This is a genomic window from Alkalibacterium sp. MB6 (genome assembly GCF_009935905.1).
Taxonomy (GTDB): Bacteria; Bacillota; Bacilli; order Lactobacillales; family Carnobacteriaceae_A; genus Alkalibacterium.
In genome coordinates this window covers 49506-72762 of sequence record NZ_PREX01000007.1, presented here as the reverse complement: position 1 = coordinate 72762, position 23257 = coordinate 49506, and the positions used below count along the sequence as shown (strand labels likewise).

The window sequence follows — 23257 nt, the reverse complement described above, 5'->3', positions numbered from 1 at the left end:
GATCTCCTTTTTAACATTCTCTCGTCAGTAGTGTTTTAGTCAATGCATGTAAGATCTCTTTTTCAGGGTGATGAGGAAGCGACTCAATGGTTGCTAAAGCTTGATCACTGTATGTTTTTGCAATAGCGCGTGCCCGATTTATACAGTCGTTATCGTGTAGTAACGAAACGAGTTCAGTCAAGTCACTATCTGACAAGTCTTCTCCCTTTTTTAAAAGAGGCAGGAAGGACTCGTCTGCCTCCATACCTAAAATAAGTGGAAGGGTATAAATCCCTTGTTTCACATCGTTAAGAACAGGCTTTGACAGGATTTCAGGTGTTTGTGTGTAATCCAAAATATCATCTAGCATTTGAAAAGCGATGCCTATATTTTGACCAATCGATCGACTTTTTTCCAGAATATCCGGGCTGCATTGGCCAAAGTAGGCGCCCTCGTAACAACTTAATTCAAACAATTGGGCGGTCTTTCCTTTAATGCTTTTCAAATAGTCTTCGTAGGTGATAGCCGTATTGTAGGCATTGGTCATTTGATTTATTTCACCCAGTAAGACACGTTTCATTGATTGCGTATTTAATTTGATGATATCGACGGAGTCCGTCGCATCTGCTAGTAAATCAAAATAGACCGAAATCAATAAATCGCCTGTATAAACAGCCACGTCTTTACCGTGCTTGGATTGGACAGTTTCACTACCGCGACGCATGCTCGCCTCGTCTATGATGTCGTCATGAATGAGGGTCGCCAGATGAAGAGCCTCGGTAGAGGCAGCGGCGGCTATAATCTGATTATGTGTTTCTTTAGTGGCATTGCCTAATCGTGAAAAAAGGAAAAAATAGGCAGGCCTAAGTAATTTTCCTTGGCTATCTATCATGTTAATGACCGTTTTTTCGATGTCATCATTATCAATGCTTGTTTTTTCTATAATCAATTCAAGGCATTCTAGTAAAAGGGCCTGAATGGTAGGGAAGGTGTTCCACATTGGATGAGTTTTAACCATGTTGCTCTCCTTTATTAACCGTTACTACACTGGTTATGTATACTTTTTGCAACTGTTTAATAATTATATACGAAAAGGTGCGAAGGCGTACATATAAACATTTGATAGTGACACAATTTAGGAAGATTAAGGAGAAAGCATCTGTTACACTAAAGACAGTGATAAATGGGAAATAAAGAAAGCAGGAAATTATGAATAAGCAATCATTTGAAACATTTGGAATCAGTCCCGAAATAGTTAAAGCATTGACGAGTTTGCGTTACTTCCATCCGACAGCGGTACAGGAGAGCGTTATTCCACTAGCTTTAGAGAAACAAGATATTATGGTGGAGTCTCAAACAGGGAGTGGCAAAACCGTAGCCTTTGGTATTCCTTTATGTGAACAAGCCGGGTGGGAAGAGAATAAACCGCAAGCTTTAATCTTGGTCCCGACTCGAGAATTAGCCTTACAAGTCAAAGACGATCTCATGAATATTGGTCGGTTGAAGCGAATAAAAGCGACTGCGGTATTTGGCAAGTCGTCTTTTAAAACGCAGAAATCTGAACTTAAACAAAAGAGCCACATTGTGGTGGGGACACCAGGTCGCGTGTTGGAACATTTGAAAGAAGGCACGTTGATCGTCGATAAAGTGAGTAGCCTTGTTTTGGATGAAGCAGATGAAATGCTGAATATGGGCTTCATCGAACAAGTTGAAGACATTATCGATTACTTGCCAAAAGAGCGCCAAACGATGCTGTTTTCTGCGACGATGCAGCCAGAGATTGAGCGTTTAGCCAGCTTTTACATGAGTCCGGACCGAAAATTTGTCAAAATGGAATCATCAGTTGAAAACAGGCCTAAAATTTTACATTCTTATATAAATGTAGAAGACATGGCTAAGGAAAAGCATCTGTTAGACTTATTGACCATTGAGAATCCAGATGCCTGTATTATCTTTTGCAACACGAAAGATGTAGTGGATGCTGTAGACACCTTTTTAAATAAAGCAGGTTTACCTGTCGATAAGTTACACGGCGGCATGGATCAAGACGATCGATTGGCTGTTATGGATGAGTTTCGCTCTGGGAAACTCCGCTATTTAGTAGCGACAGATGTGGCTGCTCGCGGCATTGATATTGATAATATCACTCACGTCATCAACTATGACGTGCCTTTTGAAAATGAGAGCTATACCCACCGAACAGGTCGAACCGGTCGAGCTGGTAAAACCGGACTCGCCTTAACGATGGTCAGCGTAAAGGACCACAGACGCTGGCAGGAAGTCCGAGAGTACGCTTTTGAAGACAGTCAGGAGTTAACGGAAGTCTTTGCGCCCAGCGAACGATTAGTTACCCGCTCTAAAGCAGCTTTTGAAAAGAAACTAAACGCACGAGTCGCACCAAAAATTGCCCGCAATAAAGAGTTAAACAAAGACATCACCAAAGTTTACTTCAACGGCGGTAAAAAGAAAAAGCTGCGTGCCGTTGATTTCGTCGGTACATTGACGAGCATCAAAGATGTCATAGCCGAAGACATTGGGATTATTACGATTCAAGAGAATGTGACCTACGTTGAAATCATGAACGGTAAAGGACCGTATGTTATTTCACAGATGCAAGACCGTACTGTAAAGGGGAAAACCTTGAAAGTTCGGAAAGCTCGTAAATAAAGGGTACTGAATCAAGAGGATGAGAGAGGTGACAGCTAATGAAACTAGTCGATAATTTAACGTTCACAGATGCTAAAGAAATAAAAAAAGGCTGGTCGATGGACAAGAAATATTACATCGAAGACAAGAGTGGACCGGCCCGCTTATTACGACTTTCACCTCTCGCTGACTCTAATCGAAAAGTCAATGAATTTAATTACATGAAAGAGCTGTTTTCAATGGGTTTATCTATTTCTGAACCTCTTGATATTAAAGAGGCAAAAGAAGGCGTGGTTACCTTGTTTACGTGGATTGAAGGGGAAGACGTAGAAGAGGTCTTGCCTCAACTGAGTATAGAAGAGCAGTACCGATTGGGAGTGGAGTCGGGAAAGATACTTAAACAAATTCACACGATAAAAGCGCCGGATGATATAGAGAAATGGGAAAGTCAGTATGCCCGTAAAATCAATCAAAAAATTCAAGGCTACCTAGACTGTTCATTAACGTATGAAAAGGGAGACTTGTTTGCAAAGTGTGTGAAAGAGAATAGGCACCTCATTAAAGGACGCCCGTCTACCTTTCAACATGGGGACTATCACATAGGGAATATGATTTTGTCTAAGGAGAATAAGCTTTCAATCATTGACTTCAATCGATGGGATTATGGGGATCCTTGGGAAGAGTTTAACCGGATTGATTTTACTGCGCAGCTAAGTCCACTCTTTGCTACAGGTCAACTGGATGGGTACTTTTCCGGTCAACCACCTCTAGAGTTTTTCAAGCTCTTACGTTTGTACCTATCGACTAATACCTTAAGTGCATTACCGTGGGCACTGAATTTTTCGGATAAAGAAGTCCTCACGATGAGAGAGAAGGCCGCTTTGGTGCTGGAATGGTACGACGATATGACTCGCATAATCCCCCATTGGTATGATAAGGACGCATCCGATAAATATGGGATGTAAGTAATACAAAACGAGATAAATTAGACTTAATAATCCGTTATAGTTAAAACCTACCACAAATACAAAAGCATATTGAAACCACTACAAATAAGGTGTTATACAAAATCTCTTAGAGCTAATCAAAGTCTAAGAGATTTTAATTTATGCCCAAAGAAAAGAACTTATGTTCTCTTAACATGTTATTGTTCTGCTTAAACTGGTATAATAAACTTAACTTTAGAGGAGCGGAGAGTGACAAAGATGCCAACTGAATCCGACATTTTGATTTATCAAACAGAAGACGGCAATACAAAAATAGATGTACGACTCGAAAACGAGACGGTATGGATGACTCAAAGAGCAATTTCAGAGTTGTATCAAAAAGGAGTTAGTACAATTAACGAACACATAAAAAATATTTACAGAGAGGAAGAACTTATAGAATCAGCAACTATTCGGAAAACCCGAATAGTTCAAACTGAAGGAAATAGAAAAGTTGAAAGGGAAATATCTTATTACAACCTTGAAGTTATTCTTGCTGTAGGATACCGTGTACGCTCGCATCGGGGTACCCAGTTTCGTCAGTGGGCCACTGCAAGATTGAATGACTATCTTGTTAAAGGCTTTACGATGGATGACGAACGATTGAAAGATATGCGTAACTTTGGACAAGATTATTTCGATGAGTTATTGGAACGCATTCGTGATATAAGGGCTTCGGAGAAACGGTTTTACCAAAAAATCACAGACATCTATGTAACATCTGTTGATTACGATTCAAAAGCGGAGATTACGCAGACGTTTTTTGCGACTGTTCAAAATAAACTGCACTTTGCTATTCACGGTCACACCGCTGCAGAACTAATTAGAGAGAGAGCAGACTCAAGTAAGGAGAATATGGGTCTAACTTCATGGAAGGGCCACAAAGTTCGTAAAAAAGATGTGACAGTTGCTAAGAATTATTTAGCTGAAAATGAAGTGAAAGCTCTTAATCGAATCGTTACTATGTATTTAGACTATGCTGAAGATCAAGCTGAAAGACAACAAACGATGTATATGAAGGATTGGATTGAAAAATTGAACGCATTTTTACAGTTCAATGAAAGAGAGATATTGAGAGATGCTGGAAAAGTATCCAAAGCAGTGGCCAGCGAAATAGCGATACAGCAGTATGAATCCTTTAATCAACACCGGATAAATCAGCAAACTAGCGATGACTTTGACCAATTCATAGAGAATAATGATTTGAAGAAATAAGACAAAATACATTAAAGGGTCGTTAAACAGACTATAAAGACATACATTTATTAATTAAAGAAATATAAACAGAAAAAAGGTTAGGGCCTCTGTATGCCGTAACCTTTTTGAGATACTTTAAAGTTTAATTAAAATCAGTATTCCAACGCTTTTAACTCGTCGATAGTGACGTCTTGTTCAACATAGTTATCAACCATGAAGCCGCTCAAGTTAGAAAATTCTTTGTAGAAAAGATCGTAAGCAGTGAAATCTGTATTGAAATTATCTGCGTTCACTTCTTCAATGAGTGCCTTCGTTTGCGCTTGTGTTTCGCTGTCCAGCTCCCAGCTGTCGGGTCTTAGTCGGCCTGCTTCGTCATACTCGGGCTTGTCCCCGTAAACCATCTCCCGGTAAATGCGGTCAATGTGCATAATCGGCGTTTCGTGGGTGCCTTTTTCGGACATCACTTTGTAAAGGCCGATGCAGTAAACGGGGAAGAAGGGAATCACCGAACTGGCTTTAGTGGTGACGGCTGTGGCAACGACAATTTGAGCCTTCCCGTTAATATCTTCCAGCATCTCATTGATGTTCTTCGCTTTAACATCACAATCAGCTTTCGCTTGCCCCAGTGTGCCGTGACCATAATAAGGGTAGTTCAATTCCGATCCTAAATAGGAATAGTTGGTCGTTAAGACGCCTTCGGTCAACACGTCGGCTTCTTTCAGAGCTTTCATCCAAAGCTCCCAGTCTTCTCCACCCATAACTTTAACAGTATCAGCAATTTCCTGTTCTGATGCAGGATCCAGCGTTTCAGTATAGTAGTCCTCATTTTGCATATTGATGTGAGGGCCGACAACTTTCTCCCCGATGGCTTTAATCGATGACTTGTACAGCTCTCCCGTGTCAGGGTCTTTACGTACCCCACTCGCTAGGCTATAAACAACCAAGTCAATTTTTCCTCCAAATTCCTGTTTAATGTAATCGATGACCTCTTGTTTGGTTTCATGACTGAACGCGTCCTGTACAAAGTTCTTGGCGATGAGACCTTCTTTTTCTGCTGCTTCTTTAAAGGCAATATTGTTGTACCAACCGGCTGTTCCCAGATTCCGTTCGCTTTTTGGTCCCTTTTCAAAAGAAATACCGATTGTATCTGCGCCTGCTCCAAATGCCAGACTGATTCGGGTAGCCAGTCCGTAGCTTGAAGAAGCACCGATGATCAGGACCTTTTTAGGTGCATCGTAGTGCCCTTTACTCTTCACATACTCGATCTGGTTCAATACTTCTTGCCAGCACCCTAGTGGATTGACCCCTAAGGCGACATTCCCCCGGATATTCTGCTTGAATTTCATTGTTCTTACCCCCAAAACTTATTATAGAAATATAATAGCAGAAAAAGGCGGCTGAGAGAAACGCACATTGATGAACCTGCAGATTATGATTGAAAGGTTATGCTTATATAGTGACAGGAAGGTAGGAGGTGGCTTAAAAATAAGTAGCTGGATATATATTTTTTTAACAGGCTTTGCCAGTACCCAGAATCATAGTGCTGATGTTTCTCGCATTAGTATACTTGTTTACAACCTAATCACCATTGTAAACAATTTACAGCTAACCGTTTTGATGATTGACAGATTCAAGCACAAAACTCCTGTATAAGTAAAATACCAAACTTTAATTTAGTTAATTCATTAATGAAACGACTGTGAAATAATTGGGAGTCCATATAGAAGTTTTCACCAAGCGACTGCAAAATAGAAAACTGACTTTAGTTGCCGGTTAAATTTTGTGGTAGTGAATTGATAGAGTATGAAATACCCTATGTGGGTATAAAAAATTAGTATACTCAATATAAATAGACTACAATGCTGATAGACTTTTACTTTTTATAAAAAAAGCACATAAAATTTCGATTATTTTGCTTATTATTAGAAGTTATGCTGGGAAAAGACATATATATGTATAGATAAATAATATCTTCTTGTTTTTATGGTAGAAGCTTGACTACGGTAAAAATTCACAAACTAGAGATTAATAGATTTTTTTAAAAGACACAAACGCCTTTATAAAGGGATTATAGTGAGATCGAGTTGAGTAAACAATGACAAATACGAATAAGCAACTTGACAATAATACCGTATAGGGTATATTATGAGTTTGTGACATTGACTAGTATAGATCAAACAACAGATTACAATCTGCTTGATCTATATAATAGATACCCAATTGGGAAAAATAAGTGAGGGATGCTTAATGAGCGAACAGAAAAAAACCAATATTATCTTATTTAGTGGAGACTATGATAAGGCTATGGCAGCTTATATTATTGCAAACGGAGCAGCTGCGTATGATCATGAAGTGACGATTTTCCATACGTTTTGGGGGTTGAATGCCTTACGTAAAGACGAACCAATTCAGGTTAAAAAGAACCTGCTTGAAAAAGCATTCGGAAAAATCATGCCGAGAGGTCCAGAAAAAATGGGACTATCTAACATGAATTTTATGGGAATTGGACCAAAACTGATAAAAAAAGTTATGAAAAAACACAATGCAATGCCACTGTCCGATTTAATTGAAATGGCTGAGGAACAGGAAATAAATTTGATTGCATGTACGATGACAATGGATTTGCTTGGTCTGGATAAAATCGAATTAAGAGAGTCAACTGAATATGCTGGTGTTGCAGCATACTTGGCTGAAGCTGAAGACGGCGCAGTCAATATGTTTATTTAAGCCAACGTAACTAAAAAAATAAATTTCAACCTAAAGGAGATGGAAAGAGTGAAAGAAATAGCACATGACTTATTAGTTGATGCGAAAGGTTTAGCTTGTCCGATGCCGATAGTCCGAACGAAAAAGGCATTGAAAGATATAAAATCTGGACTAATAGTACAAGTTCAAGCGACTGATAAGGGATCAACAGCAGACTTGAAAGCATGGGCAGAAAAGACCGGACATGACTACCTTGGAACGGTCGACAGTGAAGGTGTGCTGAAGCATTACCTCCGATCGTCAGGTGAAGGGAAAAACACGTCACCTTATCCGAATTTGACCTCCAATGATGAACTGAACAAGCTACTTCAAACTGAAAAACAGTTGACGGTCCTTGATGTCCGAGAACCGGAAGAATACGAAGAGTTTCATATTCCGGGAGCTACCTCTATTCCACTAGGGGATTTAAAAGACAGAATGAGTGAACTGTCTGACGATAAACCTATTTATGTTGTGTGCCGGACGGGTAATAGAAGTGACATGGCTGCAAGTCTTTTAGCCGAAAATGGGTACAGAGACGTTGTAAACGTCAAACCGGGCATGAGTGAATGGAATAATGAGAAAGTAAACGTGACTCTATCTGCTTTAACAGCAAAAGAACTGGCACAGAAAGTCATTTCGAAAGAAGATCTTTTTATACTGGATGTAAGAAACGAAAATGCTTTTGAAGACTGGAAAGTTGATGGAGTTAACTTTGAGTATTTAAATATCCCATATTTCGACTTACTGGATGGAGTTGAAGATGTTCTGACTCAGCTTCCTTCAGATAAGGAATTACTGGTGGTTTGTGCAAAAGAGGGTTCATCGGTGATGGTTGCTGAGATGCTCGTTGAAGAAGGTGTATCTGCCTCTTATCTTTCAGGTGGAATGAAAGCATGGAGTGAATACTTGGAGCCAGTAAAAATAGACGACTTGAAAGAGGGAGGCGAATTGTACCAATTTGTTCGACTTGGTAAAGGATGCTTGTCTTATATGGTCTTGTCTGGAACTGAAGCAGTAGTGATAGACTCAGCTCGAATGATAGATCCCTACTTGAAACTCGCAGAGGATAATGGGGCAACCATTACAAATGTGCTAGATACACATCTTCATGCTGACCATATTTCAGGCGGACGTGAAATTGCTCGCAAAACAGGTGCCGCATACTGGCTGCCTCCTAAGGATATAGAAGAAGCTGCCTTTGAGTTCAACCCGCTCGAAGAAGGTACTTCTATAAAAGTCGGCGAGTCCAGAATTAATGTGAATGCCTTGTATACACCAGGTCACACAATTGGTTCAACATCGTTTATAATTGACGAGGCTTATTTACTGTCAGGTGATATCTTGTTTGTAGATTCAATCGGACGTCCAGACTTGGCTGGTAAGGCTGAGGACTGGGTCGGCGACTTGAGATCCTCACTTTATAATACCTATAAAAAATTGCCTAAAGAATTAACTGTTCTTCCAGCACATTTCATAATCGTTGACGAATTGAATGATGACGGCAGTGTTGCTGAGAAACTTGGCGTTCTATTTGAAAATAATCATGGTTTGAATATTGAGAGTGAAGAAGAATTTCGTTCTACTGTAACAAAAAACCTTCCTCCACAGCCAAATGCTTATCAGAATATTAGGCAAACTAATATGGGGAAATTAGATCCAGATAAAGATGAGCAACGTGAAATGGAAATCGGACCAAACCGTTGTGCAGTTAGATAAGTTAAATATATATAATTTAAGTATAATTTTGAAGGAGACAATAATATGAACGTACACAAAGTTTTAGATGTAAAAGGATTAGCTTGCCCAATGCCAATTGTTAAAACAAGAAAAGAAATTAAATCGATGAACACAGGTGAAATTTTAGAAGTTCAGGCAACGGATAAAGGGGCTTTGAAAGATTTCCAAGCATGGGCAAAATCTTCCGGACATGAATTGTTAGATACCAATGAAACAAATGATGTCTTGACATTCCATATTAAAAAAGGGGAATAGCTGATTAAATTTGGAGAGACAAAAATAGTCTCTCCTTTCCTTAGTCAGTTGTATAGGAGGATTTTATGGATATCTCATATATAGTTACAATTTTTCTTATTGGATTTATTGGTTCGTTTGTATCCGGTATGGTAGGAGTGGGCGGATCGATTATCAAGTACCCGATGCTTCTGTTTATCCCCCCTATGTTAGGGTTTAGTGCGCTAACAGCTCATGAAGTATCTGGTATCAGTGCCGTACAGGTCTTTTTCGCAACAATCGCAGGTGTGTGGGCATACAAAGGCACAGGGTATTTACACAGGAAGCTAGTTATGTATATGGGAAGTAGTATCTTGCTGGGAAGTTTCATCGGAGCTTTTGCTTCGGGATTTTTTGAGGAAACTGCTGTCAATTTGGTCTATGCAATACTGGCAACAATTGCAGTCGTCATGATTTTGATGCCTAAAAAGCAAATTCCTGATCAGCCCGCGCATTTAATTTCTTTCAACAAACCACTTGCTTCGGGCCTTTCTTTTGTCGTTGGAATTGCTTCGGGGATTGTTGGTGCAGCTGGATCATTTCTGTTGATACCTATTATGCTCACCGTTTTGAAGCTACCGACACGAGTCACTATAGCAACCTCACTTGCCGTTACCTTTTTATCGTCTATTGGTTCTACAGTAGGAAAAGTAGCAACCAATCAAGTGCTCTTTATGCCGGCAGCGGTTATGATTATTGCGAGCTTGATTGCTTCACCTATCGGAGCTAAAATTGGTCAGCGGACAAATACCCAGGTGCTGCAATGGATTTTAGCTATGCTCATTTTAGGCACTTCTATCCAGATCTGGTACAACCTTATATGGTAAGAGCAGGAATAGTTTAATCAAATAAGACTCCTGTTGATTCCGTCTAAAAAGATGGAATCTAGGGCTGCAAAAAAGTCCGTAAAAAAAATGGGATCCCCTGAAAGTCTACTTGAGATTTTCAGCGGATCTTATTTGTTTATACAAAATAAACATAGCTTTGATATAATGAAAACACGCATTGAGTAGTTATATAAACCAGAACTATGAATAGTTCTGGTTTATATAATCCATCCAGTTAAAAAAATGAGTAACACCCTTTACAAAATATACCCAAGGGGGTATACTAACGTTAGTGAGAAGTAAAAAAAGAAGGAGAGTGTTTATGTTCTTCATAAGAATCCCTTCCATTTCAACTAAAGAACTAGAAGGAAAACTGAAAGACAAACCCCTAATTATAGATGTTCGATCGTCTGCTGAGTTTAAAGGCGGTCATATTCCAGGAGCGAAAAACGTTCCTTTACAAAAGATTGAGCAATTTGAACCCAAAGGCAGTTGTTATGTGATTTGTGCCAGTGGTATGCGCAGTAAACGTGCAGCGAAATTATTGAAAGCAAATGGATACGAAGCCACGAATGTAACAGGTGGCATGAGTCGTTGGCAAGGACCAGTTAAAGGAGGAAATTATTAATGAAAGTTGTTATTGTTGGAGGAGTAGCAGGCGGTATGTCTGCGGCAACTCGCTTAAGAAGACTAGATGAATCAGCTGAAATTATTATTTTAGAGAAAGGGCCGTATGTTTCTTTCGCAAACTGTGGACTTCCTTATTATATAGGGGAAGAAATCACAGATCGTGACAAACTCATGGTGCAGACTCCAGAGAAATTACTGGCTCGTTTCAAATTAGACGTTCGCGTGAACAGCGAAGCAATAGACATTGACTCAAACAGTAAAACCATCACTGTCCAAAACGCAGAAGGAACATACCCCCTAGAGTATGATAAATTAATTCTGTCTCCGGGAGCTAAACCATTTGTTCCGTCAACAGAGGGCTTAAGTGAAGCAACTAACGTCTACACTTTGCGTAATGTTCCTGATGTGGATGCTATTGATTCTTATATCCAGAAGCACCAGCCGAAAAAAGCAACGGTTATCGGTGCAGGTTTTATTGGACTTGAAATGGCAGAAAACCTACATCACCGTGGGCTAGACGTCACAGTAGTCGAAATGGCCCCTCATGTCTTACCAACTTTCGATGAGGAAATGGCAACCTATATCACGAAAGAGCTGAAAGACAAAGGCGTGACTTTATTTACTGGTATAGCTGCAAAAGCTTTTGAAGACGAAGGCCGTACGATTGTTTTAGATAACGGAGAGCGCTTAGATAGTGATATAACAATGATGTCTGTGGGCGTTCGTCCAGAGTCTGTACTAGCTGAAACAGCAGGGATAGAAACCGGTATGCGTGGTGGTATTTTGGTAGACGACCAATATGAAACGAGCCAAAAAGACATTTACGCTATTGGTGATGCGATTATCGTTAAACAGCAGATTACAGGCGAAGATACCATGATTGCTTTGGCTTCACCAGCAAACCGCCAAGGTCGACAAGTGGCTGATATCATTGCAGGACGAGGGAGAAAGAACAAAGGCAGTATTGGAACAGCCATTGTTAGAGTCTTTGACCTAGCTGCAGCTTCAACCGGTCTGAATGAACGTCAACTAAAACAAGCAGAGATGGATTACCAAGCTATTCATATTCAAGGAAAACACCATGCCGGCTATTACCCAGGAGCGGAAACGGTCGTACTCAAACTTTTGTTCAATCCTCAAACGGGTGTCATTTATGGGGCACAAGCTATCGGAAAAGCGGGCGTTGATAAACGTATTGATGTGATTGCGACAGCGATCAAAGGAAGCCTAACTGTTGAAGATTTACCTGAGTTGGAATTAACTTACGCACCACCATTTGGATCTGCAAAAGACTTAGTCAACATGGCTGGATACGCTGCCCTGAATGTAGTGGAAGGACTCTCAGAAACGGCTCAATGGTATGACGTAGAAGAGTTACAAGCAAACGGTTGGATACTGTTGGATGTACGTGAGGAAAATGAAATTAAGGTTAATGGTGGGATGCCAGATGCCATTAACATTCCATTGAATGACTTACGTGATCGCTTGAATGAACTAGACAAAGAGCAACCCTACTTGTTAAGTTGTCACAGTGGCCAACGCAGTTACATTGCTGAGAGAATCTTGACTCAGTCCGGATTCAAAACGAAAAACTTAGATGGTGCATTTGCTCTTTATTCTATGGTGAAACCTGAAAAAATAATGAAATAAAAGGATGATTAATATGTTTAACTCTATGTCAATGCCAGAATTTGATGAATACTACCGCAAAAATGATACTATCAATCTCATCGATGTACGTGAAGTCGATGAATACGAAAGTGGCCATATCCCAATAGCTAAAAATATGCCTTTAAGTGAGTTCCCCGTTGAACTAGATAAAGAAAAAACCTATTATGTTATTTGTCAAAGTGGCGGTCGTTCAACAACCGCTTGTCAATATCTAGCTAACAATGGGTATGATGTCGTGAACGTTATGGGTGGCATGTCTGCCTGGAAAGGGGATACGGAATGAGTTCCTTATATGATAAAAAGGTTATCAACCGCATGAAACGATCAGAAGGACAAATTCGTGGTGTCTTAAAGATGATGGAAGAAGAAAAAGATTGTCGGGACGTTGTCACTCAATTATCAGCGATACGCTCTAGCATCGATAAAGCGATTGGATTGATTGTCGCTGAAAACTTAGCTCAATGTATCCTTGAACCGCAAGAAGGGCAAACAAAAGAAGAATCCATTCAAGAAGCGATTAATTTAATCGTTAAAATGCGTTAAATCGTCTGTAAATATTTAAAAGCTATGATGAAAGAGGATATCTCAATGATGAGGTAGCCTCTTTTTTATAATTAATATAACCATAGAAATGTATATAAGAGCGATTAACTTAGTCATGACAACCCTATAAAGAATAAGAAACATGAAGGAGTGATAAGAGAAGCAGGCTATATTATAATAAAACACTTAAAGTCACTAACTAGAAAAGAAAGAGGAGAAGATAAGAATGTCCAAATCGTTAAGAAAATGGGTAAAGGCATCATTCGCTCTTACTGTCGGTTTATCTGCTGTATTACCGGGAGGTCAAGTATTTGCTAACAAAGCAGAGGAGTCTACTGGAGACAAAGGGTTACATTTAGAGGCGGATGTCCTTTCAAATGAATTGGTAACTGTGATTGTCGAGTTGAATACGATGTTCCTCGTGGTGATCATTTCTTCTTATGGGATATGACCATTGATGGGGCACCACTCCCAGCTGGAAGATACGCCTTAAACCCAACAGCGAAACTAGGAGACCGTGTCACAGAATTATCAGGTGGCGTGTTAACTATTCAATAACAAAGCAAAAAAAATAAACAAAAAAGCGCTGATGTGATCGGCGCTTTTTGTGTAAATAAATTTAGAATAGACACTATTATAGAAGAAAAATTACCACGAATCGTAGTCTACGATTCTTCATTATGATTAACATTTACATTATCATTTCTAATATCATTTTGGATAGGGTCATTGATTCCATTTAAATACTAGTTACTTTTCGTAAAAAACCTCATCCAAAAACAAACCTTGTGACGGAACGGTTATTCCAGCGTCGCTTCGAACGCCACTTTCAAAGATATCGTCGATGGCTTCTGGTTCTAACGTACCGGCACCTATTTCAAGTAGAGTCCCTGTGATGATTCTGACCATTTTATGCAAGAAGCCGTTGCCGACAAAGGTGAAGTGAATGAGGTTGCCTTTTTTTTCAATCGTAATCTTGTCTATAGTTCGAACGGTTGATTTCTTTGTTTTTTTAAGGGCTGAAAAACCAATAAAGTCGTGTGTGCCTGTCAATTTATGGCAGGCTTTTTGCATGTTTTCAATGTTTAGTTTCTCTGGATAGTGAAAACTATAGTTGCGTTCAAAGGCGGATGGAATCACGTGGTTCCAGACATGATAACTGTATTGTTTGCCTTTGGCGTTATAGCGGGAATGGAACCTCTCGTGAACTTCTTTTAACTCTTTGACAATAATGTCTTGGGGTAAGTTGCGAATCAGAATCTCTTGCATAGTGTTTAGATCCATACCAGATTCTGTTTTGAAGTTAGCAATCTGTCCTCTGGCATGTGTTCCGGCGTCTGTGCGCCCTGAGCCGATAATTTCCGTTGGACTTCCCGTCAGTTGAGTTAAGATGTGTTCAATTTTACCTTGAATCGACTTGTCGGAGTCACCCAGTCGTTGCCAGCCTAAATAGCGTCCGCCATCATATTCAATCGTCATTTTGATATTTCTCATATTATCCCTCTTTATTTTAAATTGTGACACTCGTCTTAAGAAATTGACATATTACGTATTGATGAGCGATGTTTGCTTACTCCTATAATGCCATAAATCAATTCAAACACCTAATTAACTCTTATATTCAAAATTAATGAATGTTAAAAACGTGAATTAGGCTAATTAAGTTGAAAAATAATTGTATAAAATTTAAATCGATTGAATTGACTAGTTAATAGATCTTCAAAACACAAGCAAATTTAACCCAATTATGCTTCTTTCTTGTCTATATTATTAGTTTTTATCAGTGTAAAGCTTAATAAATACTGTTATCATAACAATGAAGGATTGTTTACTGAGAAGCAATAGAGGACGTAATTGCTCAAAAATGGGTAAGGAGATTAAATAATGAGTAAAGAGATAAGAGAACGAAATCATATCAATGTGTTTGGGAAAGGTTCTAAAACCATAGTGATGGCACATGGGTTTGGCTGTGAGCAAGGGATGTGGCAATACATGGCTCCGGCTTTTGAAGAGGAGTATCAGCTGGTTCTATTTGACTATGTCGGATCTGGCAGGTCAGATTTATCTGCCTATGACCCAGATAAATACAGTCAATTGCATGGTTATGCAGAAGATGTTATCGATGTGATTGAAGCTTTAGATTTAAAAGATGTTATATTTGTCGGGCATTCGGTTAGTTCAATGATAGGTATGTTAGCGTCTCTTAAACGACCAGAATTATTTGATGCATTGGTGATGATTGGCCCATCACCGTGTTACTTGAATAAAGAAGATGGCTATAAGGGCGGCTTTGAAGAGTCTGATATACGAGATTTATTGGACATGATGGAAATGAACTTTACCGGCTGGGCAAGCTATATGGCTCCAATGGCAATGGAGCAGCCGAAAGAGACGAAAGAAGTCCAAGACTTAGAACAGACCTTTGTATCCAATGCCCCACGTATTGCTCGTCAATTTGCGGAAGTCACCTTTTTATCTGACTATAGAGAGACGTTACATGAAGCAAAAGTAAAGACCTTAATTCTACAATGTGCTCATGACAGTATTGTACCGGTAGAAGTGGGGGAGTACTTGCATCAAGCGATGGAAAACAGTGAGTTGCATGTGTTAGATGCCAAAGGACACTATCCGCATATAAGTCAGCCAGAACAGACTGCTGCAATAATTAAAGACTATCTGGCACGATCATAGGAGGGATACGGCATGGAAGAACGCTTGCGTTTAGCGCCGGGTGGCTTAATCGCTCTTGACCATGAAGGCTATATTGTTGATGTGAACGACACCTTTTTGAACGAATTGGGTTATGAAAAAGACAGTCTAGTTGGTAATCATTTAGAATACCTATGCGGGACGTCAGGGAAGATAATGTTTCATTCTTATTTTTATCCGACGATTAATTTATATGGGCATGTGAAAGAATTTTTAGTTAAATTTAGCCATTCAGATGGGCATGACGTGCCGTTCTTATTGAACGGGCGCCGTTATCAATCAGAAGACCTGTTCCGTATAGATATTGTAACCCTACCGATGACTCGCCGATTGGAATACGAGCAAGAACTGCGTCAAGCGAAAGATACATTGCAACAATTACTTGATGAGCAAGAAGCGGTGTTGACTGAGTTACAAAAGATTAATGATGAGATTCAAACAAAACAATTACGGTTGACAGAGATAAATAACAACTTAATTCTCGCTTCGAATTTAGATACGCTGACTGGAATTTCTAACCGGAAGCATATGCAAGAGACATTGGTTCGATTGGTCTACAATTTCTGGAAGACGGGAGAGATTTTCAGCCTTCTGATTCTTGATATTGATTATTTTAAACGCGTGAATGATACATATGGTCATCCAGTCGGCGATCAAGTGCTAGTAAAGTTGGCTGCTATACTAAAAAAACAAGCTCAACATGAGTACACAGCTGCTCGTTACGGGGGAGAAGAATTCATCATTCTGCTACCAGGTGCATCTGAAGACTTAGCGGTTCAATTCGCTGAACAGTTACGAGTGGCCGTTCAGGAAACGAATTGGGATGAAGTTAGTGGCCTGACCATTAGTATTGGGCTATCAACAAGTGGGGAAGGCGATGATCAGTTGTCGATTTTGAAAGAAGCAGATGATGCACTGTATGCGTCTAAACATAACGGTCGGAATCAAGTGACCCACTTCAATACACTGGCGGAGCGGACTTAGACGAGAGGTTAAGGAAAATGAGATCAAAAGGTGTATTGAATGATCAGCTCATTTACGAAATATTAGCAGTGGTGGAGGAAATTCCTACAGGGAAAGTGGCAACTTATGGTCAAATCGCTCGACTGATTGGGAGAGAGAAAAATGCTCGGCTAGTCGGTAGGGTATTGAGTATGGCAGAATTTTATGGGCGCTACCCTTGTCACCGAGTGGTGAATCATGCTGGAAGACTCGCCCCAGGCTTTCGTGAACAAAAAGAACTCTTAGAAGCAGAAGGGGTTTTGATGAGAGATGATCAACACGTTGCTATTAAAGAGTGCCGGTGGGAAAGTTAGGAACATCAAAAATGACCACTTGATTAGTTGTTATCTAATCAAGTGGTCATTTTTATTGGTTAGTCTACTTTTTTACGTTTAGCAATGAGTTCAATTTCTACATCGGCACCTAAAGGCAATTCTAATACAGCCACGCAAGTGCGTGCTGGGTAAGGATCACTAAACTTAGTTTGATACGCGTCATTCATGGCTTCAAAATGCTTCATGCTAGTCAAGTACACGTTCACTTTCACCACATTATCAGAGGTCACGTGAGCTTTTTCCATGACTTTAAATAAATTATCGAAACAAATCTCTGTTTGAGTTGCGATGTCCTGAGTTTCTTCAGAAGCATGGGCTGCGTTCTTGGCAGTCTGTCCTGAAAAGAAGACATAATCACCCGCATCGACTGCATGTGAATACGGTCCAGATGCTTGAACGTTATCAGCGGTCACTGTTTTTCTAACCATTTTTTCTACTCCATCGTCTATACTATTATCAGATTACCATTCTTTTGGGTCGTAATCCAAATCTCTGAATAATTGGTTTTTCTCTTTTTTGGATAAATAACGCCACTGTCCAGCGGGCATATTGCCTAGCTCGATGTTCATGATGCGGATGCGCTGAAGTCTTAAAACGTTATAGCCTAAAGCTTCACACATCCGTCTAATCTGGCGGTTTAACCCTTGTGTTAGAATAAGTTTGAAGTCGTATTTTGATAACTGTTCAGTTTTTGCGGGAAGGGTTGTCGTTCCCAATATTTCGACACCTTCAGACATTTGTTTCAAAAACTCGTCATTGATTGGTCGATCGACAGAAACGATGTACTCTTTTTCGTGCTTGCCTTCTGAACGTAAGATTTCATTGACGATGTCTCCATCATTCGTAAGTAAAATCAAGCCTTCTGAATCCTTGTCCAAACGTCCAATGTGAAAGACTCTAAAGGGTTGGTTAACCATATCGACCACATTGCCTTTGACATCTTTTTCAGTAGTACTGGTAATGCCTACGGGTTTATTTAATGCAATATAAACGGTGTTTCGTGGGATGTAAATCTGATTGCCGTTGATTCGAACGTCATCTCCGGGTTCGACCTGAGCACCAATTTTGGCTTTTTTGCCATTGATGGTGACTTTTCCACTTTCAACTAATCTGTCAGCTCCTCGTCTAGAGGCTGCGCCTGCTTCACTAATAAATTTATTTATTCGCATGGGACCATCCTTCGTGTGGCTATTGTTTTTTCAATACTAACTATACGTGATTTCAAGGACAAATCAAGTAACTGAGTGTGTGGCAGGCAGAAATAAGGTATAATTTAGACGTAAGCAGTCAAGCAAAGGAGGGACCATGTTGAAGGTGACGGATAACATGATTGACAAGCAACTCCGTTTAAGAGGACTACTTTTCGACCGATTAGTTAATAAATCCAGTAAAGAAAACTACTTACGCTACGTTAAGCGAGTAAATAAATTGACCCAGCCTTTAAAAGGGATAGGGGCAAGAGGGTTAGAGTCTCATGAAGAATGGATTCCTAGAAAAGACGGGACCACCCTTCGCGTTCGCGTTTACAAGCCAAAGAACGTGAAAGGGAATGTACCTGGTGTATTGTGGCTACACGGAGGTGGCTATTCTCAAGGGCTGCCGGAATTATACTCAGGACGCTTCACTAGACTCATTGAAGCGAGAGACTGCATTGTCGTCGCACCAGATTACCGCTTATCCGTTGAAGCGCCTTATCCAGCAGCTTTAGAAGATGCCTATGATACACTAGTATGGATTAAACATCAGGCAAAAGCACTGGGTATAAAAGACAATCAATTGATGGTCGGCGGAGAAAGTGCGGGTGGCGGATTGACCGCTGCTTTAACTTTATACGCTAGGGATAAAGGAGAAGTCAATATAGCCTTTCAGATGCCATTGTATCCCATGCTAGATGACAGGAATAATACTGAATCAGCAATAGACAACGATGCGCCGATATGGAATACTGAGGTTAACAAATGGGCTTGGGAACTTTATTTGGGAGAGGTAACTGGTGATGATGTGCCCATTTATGCAGCGCCTGCCAGAGCGACAGACTTTCGTCATTTGCCACCAACGGTTACCTTTGTTGGTGACATCGAACCATTTAGAGACGAGACTATTTACTATATCAATCAACTCAAAGATGCTGAGGTCCCAGTCGATTTTAAACAACTTAAAGGCGGCTTTCATGGTTTTGATATCATTCATCCAAAGGCGGACATCAGCCAAGAAGCCTTGTCTTTTTTTACCGAATCATTTAAATACGCAGTGGATCATTATACTGTTGAGCAAAATAAGTACACACGATAATAAAAGTGATAAGGAGTGATCGTATGACTATTCGTCCAATAAAAGCATTGTCAGATAACTACATTTGGTTAATTGAAAAAGAATCACGAGTCATTGTCGTCGACCCAGGTGAAGCAGACGGTGTGCTTCAGGATCTGAAAGACAATGCATTAACTCTGGAAGCTATCATTTTAACTCATAATCACCATGACCACACAGGTGGGGTGAAAAAAATAGTGTCAGAGTTCCCTGGAACGCCGGTTTATGGGCCAAAAGAAACAGAAGACGTTGCGAATCATCTTGTAGAAGATGGGGACACGTTCGATTTGTTAGGAGAGCAGTTTGAGGTATTATTAACAGCAGGACACACTCATGGTCATATTAGCTACCTTATGGGTGAGGCTCTGTTTTGCGGCGATGCCTTGTTCTCTGGTGGATGCGGTCGAGTTTTCACAGGAGATTACCAAGCACAATTTGATGCATTGCAAAAATACAAAGCGCTAGATGACAAAGTATTAGTTTACGCGGCTCATGAATACACGCAAACTAACCTCAGATTCGCGAATGAAATTGAACCGTCCAATGCCATTTTAGAAGAAGCGTTGAAAGAAGCGGATGAGAGACTTATTGAAAACCAACCAACCTTACCATCAAACATCGGAAAAGAAAAAGAAATCAATCTCTTTTTAAGAGCGGAGACTCTTGAAGACTTCATCGGCTTTAGACAAGCACGGGATGACTTTTAAGCTTCAATAAGTATGAAAAGCATGCGATGCGCATAGGTTAAGCGCAAACCGCATGCTTTTTGTTTGATTTTAGATACTAGAGCCCGCTCACTCTCGTAATCTTACAAGAGACAGGTTCATTACCCGTTTGATGTAAAGGGCCACCATAACCAATAAAAAGCCGGTTAGAAATGACACGGGGATACTTAAAACGACGGGAAGACTTGTTTGAGGAAAGAGGCTCATATCAATCCCTTCGAAACCGAATGCTCTTAAGAACCCAAACACGACCGCGATAATAGCACTAATAAATAGGCCGATATAAAGAACAAATAAGACAGGGACACTTAACAAGTAAACAAAGCGAGGCATCACAGATTTCATAATCAATCTCTCCTATTCCTAAAGTATCTGATGATTATAGGCCGTTCCTTTAGCCGATGCAAGCCATATCCCTTAATGGTTTAAAATGAGAGTGCTATGATAAATGCAAGATGAAAAGCAAAAGGAGAGGGCAACTATGCACGCTGTCGAACACCATTATGTAAAAACCAATGGCATTACCCTTCATGTGGCTCAGCAAGGTCCTAAGGAGGGGAAGTTACTCCTGTTTTTGCACGGCTTTCCTGAGTTTTGGTATGGCTGGCATAAACAGATGGCTTATTTTGCAGAAAGAGGGTACCGAGTTTGGGCACCCGATCAACGCGGTTATAACTTAAGTGATAAACCAAAAAGGATTAAGGATTACCATATAAGTCAATTAACGAAAGACATTGCCGGCTTAATCGAACAATCACCTCACAAACGTGTCACCATTATCGGCCATGACTGGGGCGGCATCGTGACTTGGCGCATGGCTAGAGAATACCCACAATTAATAGATAAAGTGGTTATATTAAATGCACCTCACGAAGCGGCGATGCAAAAGCAACTGGTGAAACACCCGACTCAACTCATCAGAAGTTCTTATGCGGCATTTTTCCAAGTAAGAGGCTTACCGGAAAGGCTCATTAGCCAAAACAACTGGAAAATGGGTACAGAAATGCTCGAAGCCACCAGTCAACCGGGAGCTTTTACAAAAGAAGATTTAAAACACTACCGTGAAGCCTGGTCAAAACCAGGGGCCATGACAGCCATGATAAATTGGTACCGTGCCAACGTAAAAGCTATGGCGCATTCGGATTTACCAAAACAAGTCACTATTCCCATGCTTTTCATATGGGGAGCAAAGGATCAATTTTTAGGGCAAGACCTTGCTCATATAAGCAGTCGGTATATAGAAGAAGGGCGCCTCGTCTTTTTCGAACAGGCGACTCACTGGGTTCATTTGGAAGAAGCGGACCGAGTGAATGACATAATTGAAGGCTTTATTTAAAAAGAGCAAATGCTGGGGGCCCCCTGTCACTTGCTCTTTTACGTCTATTTTAGTCTGGCAACGTGTCATAAGCCAACTGATCGATAATGGATTCGTGCTCCGGATAAGAATGAAGTAAGTCTTGTTTAGTAAACAGTTCAAATTCTGAAAAATCAAAACCAGGAACGACAGTGCAACTGACCAAGGCGTAATCTTGTTCGACCGTTGAGCCAAAAATAGTTCCTGCTGAAACGGTATGGTGCACGTGTTGGCCGGCTGAAAAATCAAGGCCCAATTTAATTGCTTCATAGTTCCCACTTGGTGTGAGAGAGTGAACTGTCAGCGGGCTTCCGGCATGGAAAAACCACATCTCGTCAGACGTTAACCGGTGAAAATGAGAAGGAGAGTCAGGTGTGAGTAAAAAATAAATAGAGGTATATAAAGGTAAAACTTTCCCACTAGCCTCATGCGTTAGGGGCGATACCTCTGTTTGCTTATAGTACCCGCCTTCTGGATGTGGCTCCAAGTTTAAGTGGTCAATCCAGTCTTGTGCTGTTCTCATCATTAGCCTCCTTTAAAAGCATTTTTTTGTTATTCTTATCGTACCCAACTTACCCCTTTTAAACAAGCGACGAACGAATTAAAGCGCTACGTTAGTTTCACAAAATCGCAAATAATAAGGTCTAAACAACCACAATGTGGTACAATGTTCCATATAGAAAGCGGTTTATTGACGCTAAGTTTTATAGTGATATGATAAAGATGAAGAAGGAGTTTTGATGATGGCTATAGCAACAATTAAATTGAAAGAGTATGAAAAAGATGCCAGCCCGACAGAAAAAGCTATTATTAACTATATTCTAAGGAATCCTGAAGAGACGAGTCAGTTGACTATTTATAAATTAGCAGAAAAAACATTCACGTCACCGTCGTCTATTATCCGTTTGTGCAAGAAAAATGGCTACACGGGTTACAAGGATTTCACAAAAGAATTGATTTACGAGCAGGCTATTCGTACAAATTACAAGGAAGCGTCTATATCAGATTTGAGCCGATCGGATGACATTGAAGACATTGTCGCAAAAGTGACTCATAAAAACATCCTCTCTTTGGAAGAAACAGAAAAGCTATTGGACTATGAAGTCATTAAAGCCTGTGTGAAAACAATATATGACTGTGATCGATTGGTTATATTTGGCATGGGCGCGTCACTGATCGTGGCAAAAGATGCGCAACTAAAGTTTACGCGCATTAATAAGATGTCACACGTGAGCGAAGACTGGCATACGCAACTCTTACATGCCAGAAATATGAGCGAGCGGGATGTGGCCTTGGTGATTTCCTATTCAGGTCAGACTGAAGAAATGATAACGTGTGCACAGGCAGCTAAAGCAAATGGTGCAACGATTATTTCCATTACAAAGGTAACCGACTCACCGATTAATCGATTGGCGGATTACTCTTTGTATGTCGCGTCAAATGAGTTTAGTTTCAGAAGTGGTGCCATGTCGTCCCGTATTGCCCAGTTGAATATCATCGATATTTTATATTCCGGTTACGTGAATACGATGTACGATGAGTCATATGAATTGCTGGAGAAGACACAAATCAAGAAGGAGTGAGC

The 23257-nt window shown here is 40.2% G+C and carries 26 protein-coding genes; 19 read left to right on the top strand and 7 right to left on the bottom strand.

All coding sequences use genetic code 11. The annotated features are described in order from the left end of the window. Window positions 1-10: 10 nt before the first annotated feature. Complete coding sequence (locus C3945_RS04305; protein WP_161878459.1) at window positions 11-997, bottom strand: polyprenyl synthetase family protein; 987 nt, start codon at window positions 995-997, stop codon at window positions 11-13. A gap of 191 nt (window positions 998-1188) precedes the next feature. Between C3945_RS04305 and C3945_RS04300 the strand changes: the two genes are divergently transcribed. The 3 genes from C3945_RS04300 (at window position 1189) to C3945_RS04290 (ending at window position 4826) form a co-directional block, all read left to right on the top strand. Next, window positions 1189-2646, top strand: coding sequence for a DEAD/DEAH box helicase (locus tag C3945_RS04300; protein WP_161878458.1), 1458 nt, complete (start codon window positions 1189-1191; stop codon window positions 2644-2646). Window positions 2647-2684: 38 nt separating this feature from the next. Then, a complete protein-coding gene (locus tag C3945_RS04295; protein WP_161878457.1) occupies window positions 2685-3590 on the top strand; it encodes an aminoglycoside phosphotransferase family protein in 906 nt (301 codons plus the stop codon). A 240-nt stretch (window positions 3591-3830) separates the two neighbouring features. Further along, window positions 3831-4826: a virulence RhuM family protein gene (locus C3945_RS04290; RefSeq protein WP_161878475.1), complete on the top strand. Its 996-nt coding sequence runs from the start codon at window positions 3831-3833 to the stop codon at window positions 4824-4826. A 134-nt stretch (window positions 4827-4960) separates the two neighbouring features. On the opposite strand, the gene fabV is transcribed toward C3945_RS04290, so the two are convergent. Then, complete coding sequence (gene fabV, locus C3945_RS04285) at window positions 4961-6154, bottom strand: enoyl-ACP reductase FabV (RefSeq protein WP_161878456.1); 1194 nt, start codon at window positions 6152-6154, stop codon at window positions 4961-4963. Window positions 6155-7055: 901 nt separating this feature from the next. Between fabV and C3945_RS04280 the strand changes: the two genes are divergently transcribed. From C3945_RS04280 to C3945_RS04240, 9 genes are all read left to right on the top strand, one after another. Then, window positions 7056-7535, top strand: coding sequence for a DsrE/DsrF/DrsH-like family protein (locus C3945_RS04280; RefSeq protein WP_091266931.1), 480 nt, complete (start codon window positions 7056-7058; stop codon window positions 7533-7535). Window positions 7536-7583: 48 nt separating this feature from the next. Then, window positions 7584-9272, top strand: a complete 1689-nt coding sequence (locus tag C3945_RS04275; protein ID WP_161878455.1) for a rhodanese-like domain-containing protein — start codon at window positions 7584-7586, stop codon at window positions 9270-9272. A 45-nt stretch (window positions 9273-9317) separates the two neighbouring features. Then, complete coding sequence (locus C3945_RS04270) at window positions 9318-9548, top strand: sulfurtransferase TusA family protein (RefSeq protein WP_161878454.1); 231 nt, start codon at window positions 9318-9320, stop codon at window positions 9546-9548. A 65-nt stretch (window positions 9549-9613) separates the two neighbouring features. After that, entirely contained in the window at window positions 9614-10393 is a 780-nt protein-coding gene (locus C3945_RS04265; RefSeq protein ID WP_161878453.1) for a sulfite exporter TauE/SafE family protein, read from the top strand. A gap of 322 nt (window positions 10394-10715) precedes the next feature. Continuing rightward, window positions 10716-11021 carry a rhodanese-like domain-containing protein gene (locus tag C3945_RS04260; RefSeq protein WP_161878452.1) on the top strand — a complete coding sequence of 102 codons (306 nt, stop codon included), beginning with the start codon at window positions 10716-10718 and terminating at the stop codon, window positions 11019-11021. After that, window positions 11021-12673, top strand: coding sequence for an FAD-dependent oxidoreductase (locus C3945_RS04255; protein ID WP_161878451.1), 1653 nt, complete (start codon window positions 11021-11023; stop codon window positions 12671-12673). The genes C3945_RS04260 and C3945_RS04255 overlap by 1 nt, the downstream gene beginning before the upstream one ends. A gap of 13 nt (window positions 12674-12686) precedes the next feature. Beyond that, window positions 12687-12977 (top strand): rhodanese-like domain-containing protein, encoded by a 291-nt coding sequence (locus C3945_RS04250; RefSeq protein WP_161878450.1) that lies wholly within the window; start codon window positions 12687-12689, stop codon window positions 12975-12977. Beyond that, the gene (locus C3945_RS04245) at window positions 12974-13237 is read left to right on the top strand and encodes a metal-sensitive transcriptional regulator (RefSeq protein WP_161878449.1); all 264 of its coding nucleotides are present in this window, start codon (window positions 12974-12976) and stop codon (window positions 13235-13237) included. Before C3945_RS04250 ends, C3945_RS04245 begins: the two co-directional genes overlap by 4 nt. Before the next feature lie 226 nt (window positions 13238-13463). Further along, window positions 13464-13688 carry a hypothetical protein gene (locus tag C3945_RS04240; protein ID WP_161878448.1) on the top strand — a complete coding sequence of 75 codons (225 nt, stop codon included), beginning with the start codon at window positions 13464-13466 and terminating at the stop codon, window positions 13686-13688. 299 nt (window positions 13689-13987) lie between these two features. Here C3945_RS04240 and truA read toward each other — a convergent pair whose 3' ends face one another. Continuing rightward, on the bottom strand, window positions 13988-14731 hold the full coding sequence (gene truA / locus C3945_RS04235) for a tRNA pseudouridine(38-40) synthase TruA (RefSeq protein ID WP_161878447.1): 744 nt from the start codon (window positions 14729-14731) through the stop codon (window positions 13988-13990). A 390-nt stretch (window positions 14732-15121) separates the two neighbouring features. Between truA and C3945_RS04230 the strand changes: the two genes are divergently transcribed. Genes C3945_RS04230 through C3945_RS04220 form a run of 3 tightly spaced genes read left to right on the top strand, consistent with a single transcriptional unit; the run spans window position 15122 to window position 17262 of the window. After that, complete coding sequence (locus C3945_RS04230) at window positions 15122-15928, top strand: alpha/beta fold hydrolase (protein ID WP_161878446.1); 807 nt, start codon at window positions 15122-15124, stop codon at window positions 15926-15928. 12 nt (window positions 15929-15940) lie between these two features. Then, a complete protein-coding gene (locus tag C3945_RS04225; protein WP_161878445.1) occupies window positions 15941-16930 on the top strand; it encodes a sensor domain-containing diguanylate cyclase in 990 nt (329 codons plus the stop codon). 17 nt (window positions 16931-16947) lie between these two features. Continuing rightward, window positions 16948-17262 (top strand): MGMT family protein, encoded by a 315-nt coding sequence (locus C3945_RS04220; RefSeq protein ID WP_161878444.1) that lies wholly within the window; start codon window positions 16948-16950, stop codon window positions 17260-17262. Between the two features lie 59 nt (window positions 17263-17321). Here the strand turns inward: C3945_RS04220 and C3945_RS04215 are convergent, their stop codons facing one another. Then, complete coding sequence (locus C3945_RS04215; protein ID WP_161878443.1) at window positions 17322-17711, bottom strand: RidA family protein; 390 nt, start codon at window positions 17709-17711, stop codon at window positions 17322-17324. Between the two features lie 33 nt (window positions 17712-17744). Next, window positions 17745-18452 (bottom strand): pseudouridine synthase, encoded by a 708-nt coding sequence (locus C3945_RS04210; protein ID WP_161878442.1) that lies wholly within the window; start codon window positions 18450-18452, stop codon window positions 17745-17747. 136 nt (window positions 18453-18588) lie between these two features. Between C3945_RS04210 and C3945_RS04205 the strand changes: the two genes are divergently transcribed. Beyond that, window positions 18589-19575 (top strand): alpha/beta hydrolase, encoded by a 987-nt coding sequence (locus tag C3945_RS04205; protein WP_161878441.1) that lies wholly within the window; start codon window positions 18589-18591, stop codon window positions 19573-19575. Between the two features lie 23 nt (window positions 19576-19598). Continuing rightward, window positions 19599-20300: a hydroxyacylglutathione hydrolase gene (gloB, locus tag C3945_RS04200; protein ID WP_161878440.1), complete on the top strand. Its 702-nt coding sequence runs from the start codon at window positions 19599-19601 to the stop codon at window positions 20298-20300. 87 nt (window positions 20301-20387) lie between these two features. On the opposite strand, the gene C3945_RS04195 is transcribed toward gloB, so the two are convergent. Next, the gene (locus C3945_RS04195) at window positions 20388-20663 is read right to left on the bottom strand and encodes a hypothetical protein (protein WP_161878439.1); all 276 of its coding nucleotides are present in this window, start codon (window positions 20661-20663) and stop codon (window positions 20388-20390) included. A 136-nt stretch (window positions 20664-20799) separates the two neighbouring features. On the opposite strand from C3945_RS04195, the gene C3945_RS04190 reads away from it, so the two are divergent. Beyond that, window positions 20800-21654: an alpha/beta fold hydrolase gene (locus C3945_RS04190; RefSeq protein ID WP_161878438.1), complete on the top strand. Its 855-nt coding sequence runs from the start codon at window positions 20800-20802 to the stop codon at window positions 21652-21654. 49 nt (window positions 21655-21703) lie between these two features. On the opposite strand, the gene C3945_RS04185 is transcribed toward C3945_RS04190, so the two are convergent. Further along, entirely contained in the window at window positions 21704-22198 is a 495-nt protein-coding gene (locus tag C3945_RS04185; RefSeq protein WP_202623289.1) for a cupin domain-containing protein, read from the bottom strand. A 217-nt stretch (window positions 22199-22415) separates the two neighbouring features. Here C3945_RS04185 and C3945_RS04180 point away from each other — a divergent pair, with 217 nt between their 5' ends. After that, window positions 22416-23255, top strand: coding sequence for a MurR/RpiR family transcriptional regulator (locus C3945_RS04180; RefSeq protein WP_161878436.1), 840 nt, complete (start codon window positions 22416-22418; stop codon window positions 23253-23255). The last annotated feature ends 2 nt before the right edge of the window (window positions 23256-23257 follow it).

Bases quoted from the DNA above. Each gene is read 5' to 3' on its own strand.
- C3945_RS04305 (WP_161878459.1), bottom strand. From the start codon at position 997: ATGGTTAAAACTCATCCAATGTGGAACACCTTCCCTACCATTCAGGCC.
- C3945_RS04300 (WP_161878458.1), top strand. From the start codon at position 1,189: ATGAATAAGCAATCATTTGAAACATTTGGAATCAGTCCCGAAATAGTT.
- C3945_RS04295 (WP_161878457.1), top strand. From the start codon at position 2,685: ATGAAACTAGTCGATAATTTAACGTTCACAGATGCTAAAGAAATAAAA.
- C3945_RS04290 (WP_161878475.1), top strand. From the start codon at position 3,831: ATGCCAACTGAATCCGACATTTTGATTTATCAAACAGAAGACGGCAAT.
- fabV (WP_161878456.1), bottom strand. From the start codon at position 6,154: ATGAAATTCAAGCAGAATATCCGGGGGAATGTCGCCTTAGGGGTCAAT.
- C3945_RS04280 (WP_091266931.1), top strand. From the start codon at position 7,056: ATGAGCGAACAGAAAAAAACCAATATTATCTTATTTAGTGGAGACTAT.
- C3945_RS04270 (WP_161878454.1), top strand. From the start codon at position 9,318: ATGAACGTACACAAAGTTTTAGATGTAAAAGGATTAGCTTGCCCAATG.
- C3945_RS04265 (WP_161878453.1), top strand. From the start codon at position 9,614: ATGGATATCTCATATATAGTTACAATTTTTCTTATTGGATTTATTGGT.
- C3945_RS04260 (WP_161878452.1), top strand. From the start codon at position 10,716: ATGTTCTTCATAAGAATCCCTTCCATTTCAACTAAAGAACTAGAAGGA.
- C3945_RS04255 (WP_161878451.1), top strand. From the start codon at position 11,021: ATGAAAGTTGTTATTGTTGGAGGAGTAGCAGGCGGTATGTCTGCGGCA.
- C3945_RS04250 (WP_161878450.1), top strand. From the start codon at position 12,687: ATGTTTAACTCTATGTCAATGCCAGAATTTGATGAATACTACCGCAAA.
- C3945_RS04245 (WP_161878449.1), top strand. From the start codon at position 12,974: ATGAGTTCCTTATATGATAAAAAGGTTATCAACCGCATGAAACGATCA.
- C3945_RS04240 (WP_161878448.1), top strand. From the start codon at position 13,464: ATGTCCAAATCGTTAAGAAAATGGGTAAAGGCATCATTCGCTCTTACT.
- truA (WP_161878447.1), bottom strand. From the start codon at position 14,731: ATGAGAAATATCAAAATGACGATTGAATATGATGGCGGACGCTATTTA.
- C3945_RS04230 (WP_161878446.1), top strand. From the start codon at position 15,122: ATGAGTAAAGAGATAAGAGAACGAAATCATATCAATGTGTTTGGGAAA.
- C3945_RS04225 (WP_161878445.1), top strand. From the start codon at position 15,941: ATGGAAGAACGCTTGCGTTTAGCGCCGGGTGGCTTAATCGCTCTTGAC.
- C3945_RS04220 (WP_161878444.1), top strand. From the start codon at position 16,948: ATGAGATCAAAAGGTGTATTGAATGATCAGCTCATTTACGAAATATTA.
- C3945_RS04215 (WP_161878443.1), bottom strand. From the start codon at position 17,711: ATGGTTAGAAAAACAGTGACCGCTGATAACGTTCAAGCATCTGGACCG.
- C3945_RS04210 (WP_161878442.1), bottom strand. From the start codon at position 18,452: ATGCGAATAAATAAATTTATTAGTGAAGCAGGCGCAGCCTCTAGACGA.
- C3945_RS04205 (WP_161878441.1), top strand. From the start codon at position 18,589: ATGTTGAAGGTGACGGATAACATGATTGACAAGCAACTCCGTTTAAGA.
- gloB (WP_161878440.1), top strand. From the start codon at position 19,599: ATGACTATTCGTCCAATAAAAGCATTGTCAGATAACTACATTTGGTTA.
- C3945_RS04195 (WP_161878439.1), bottom strand. From the start codon at position 20,663: ATGAAATCTGTGATGCCTCGCTTTGTTTACTTGTTAAGTGTCCCTGTC.
- C3945_RS04190 (WP_161878438.1), top strand. From the start codon at position 20,800: ATGCACGCTGTCGAACACCATTATGTAAAAACCAATGGCATTACCCTT.
- C3945_RS04185 (WP_202623289.1), bottom strand. From the start codon at position 22,198: ATGATGAGAACAGCACAAGACTGGATTGACCACTTAAACTTGGAGCCA.
- C3945_RS04180 (WP_161878436.1), top strand. From the start codon at position 22,416: ATGGCTATAGCAACAATTAAATTGAAAGAGTATGAAAAAGATGCCAGC.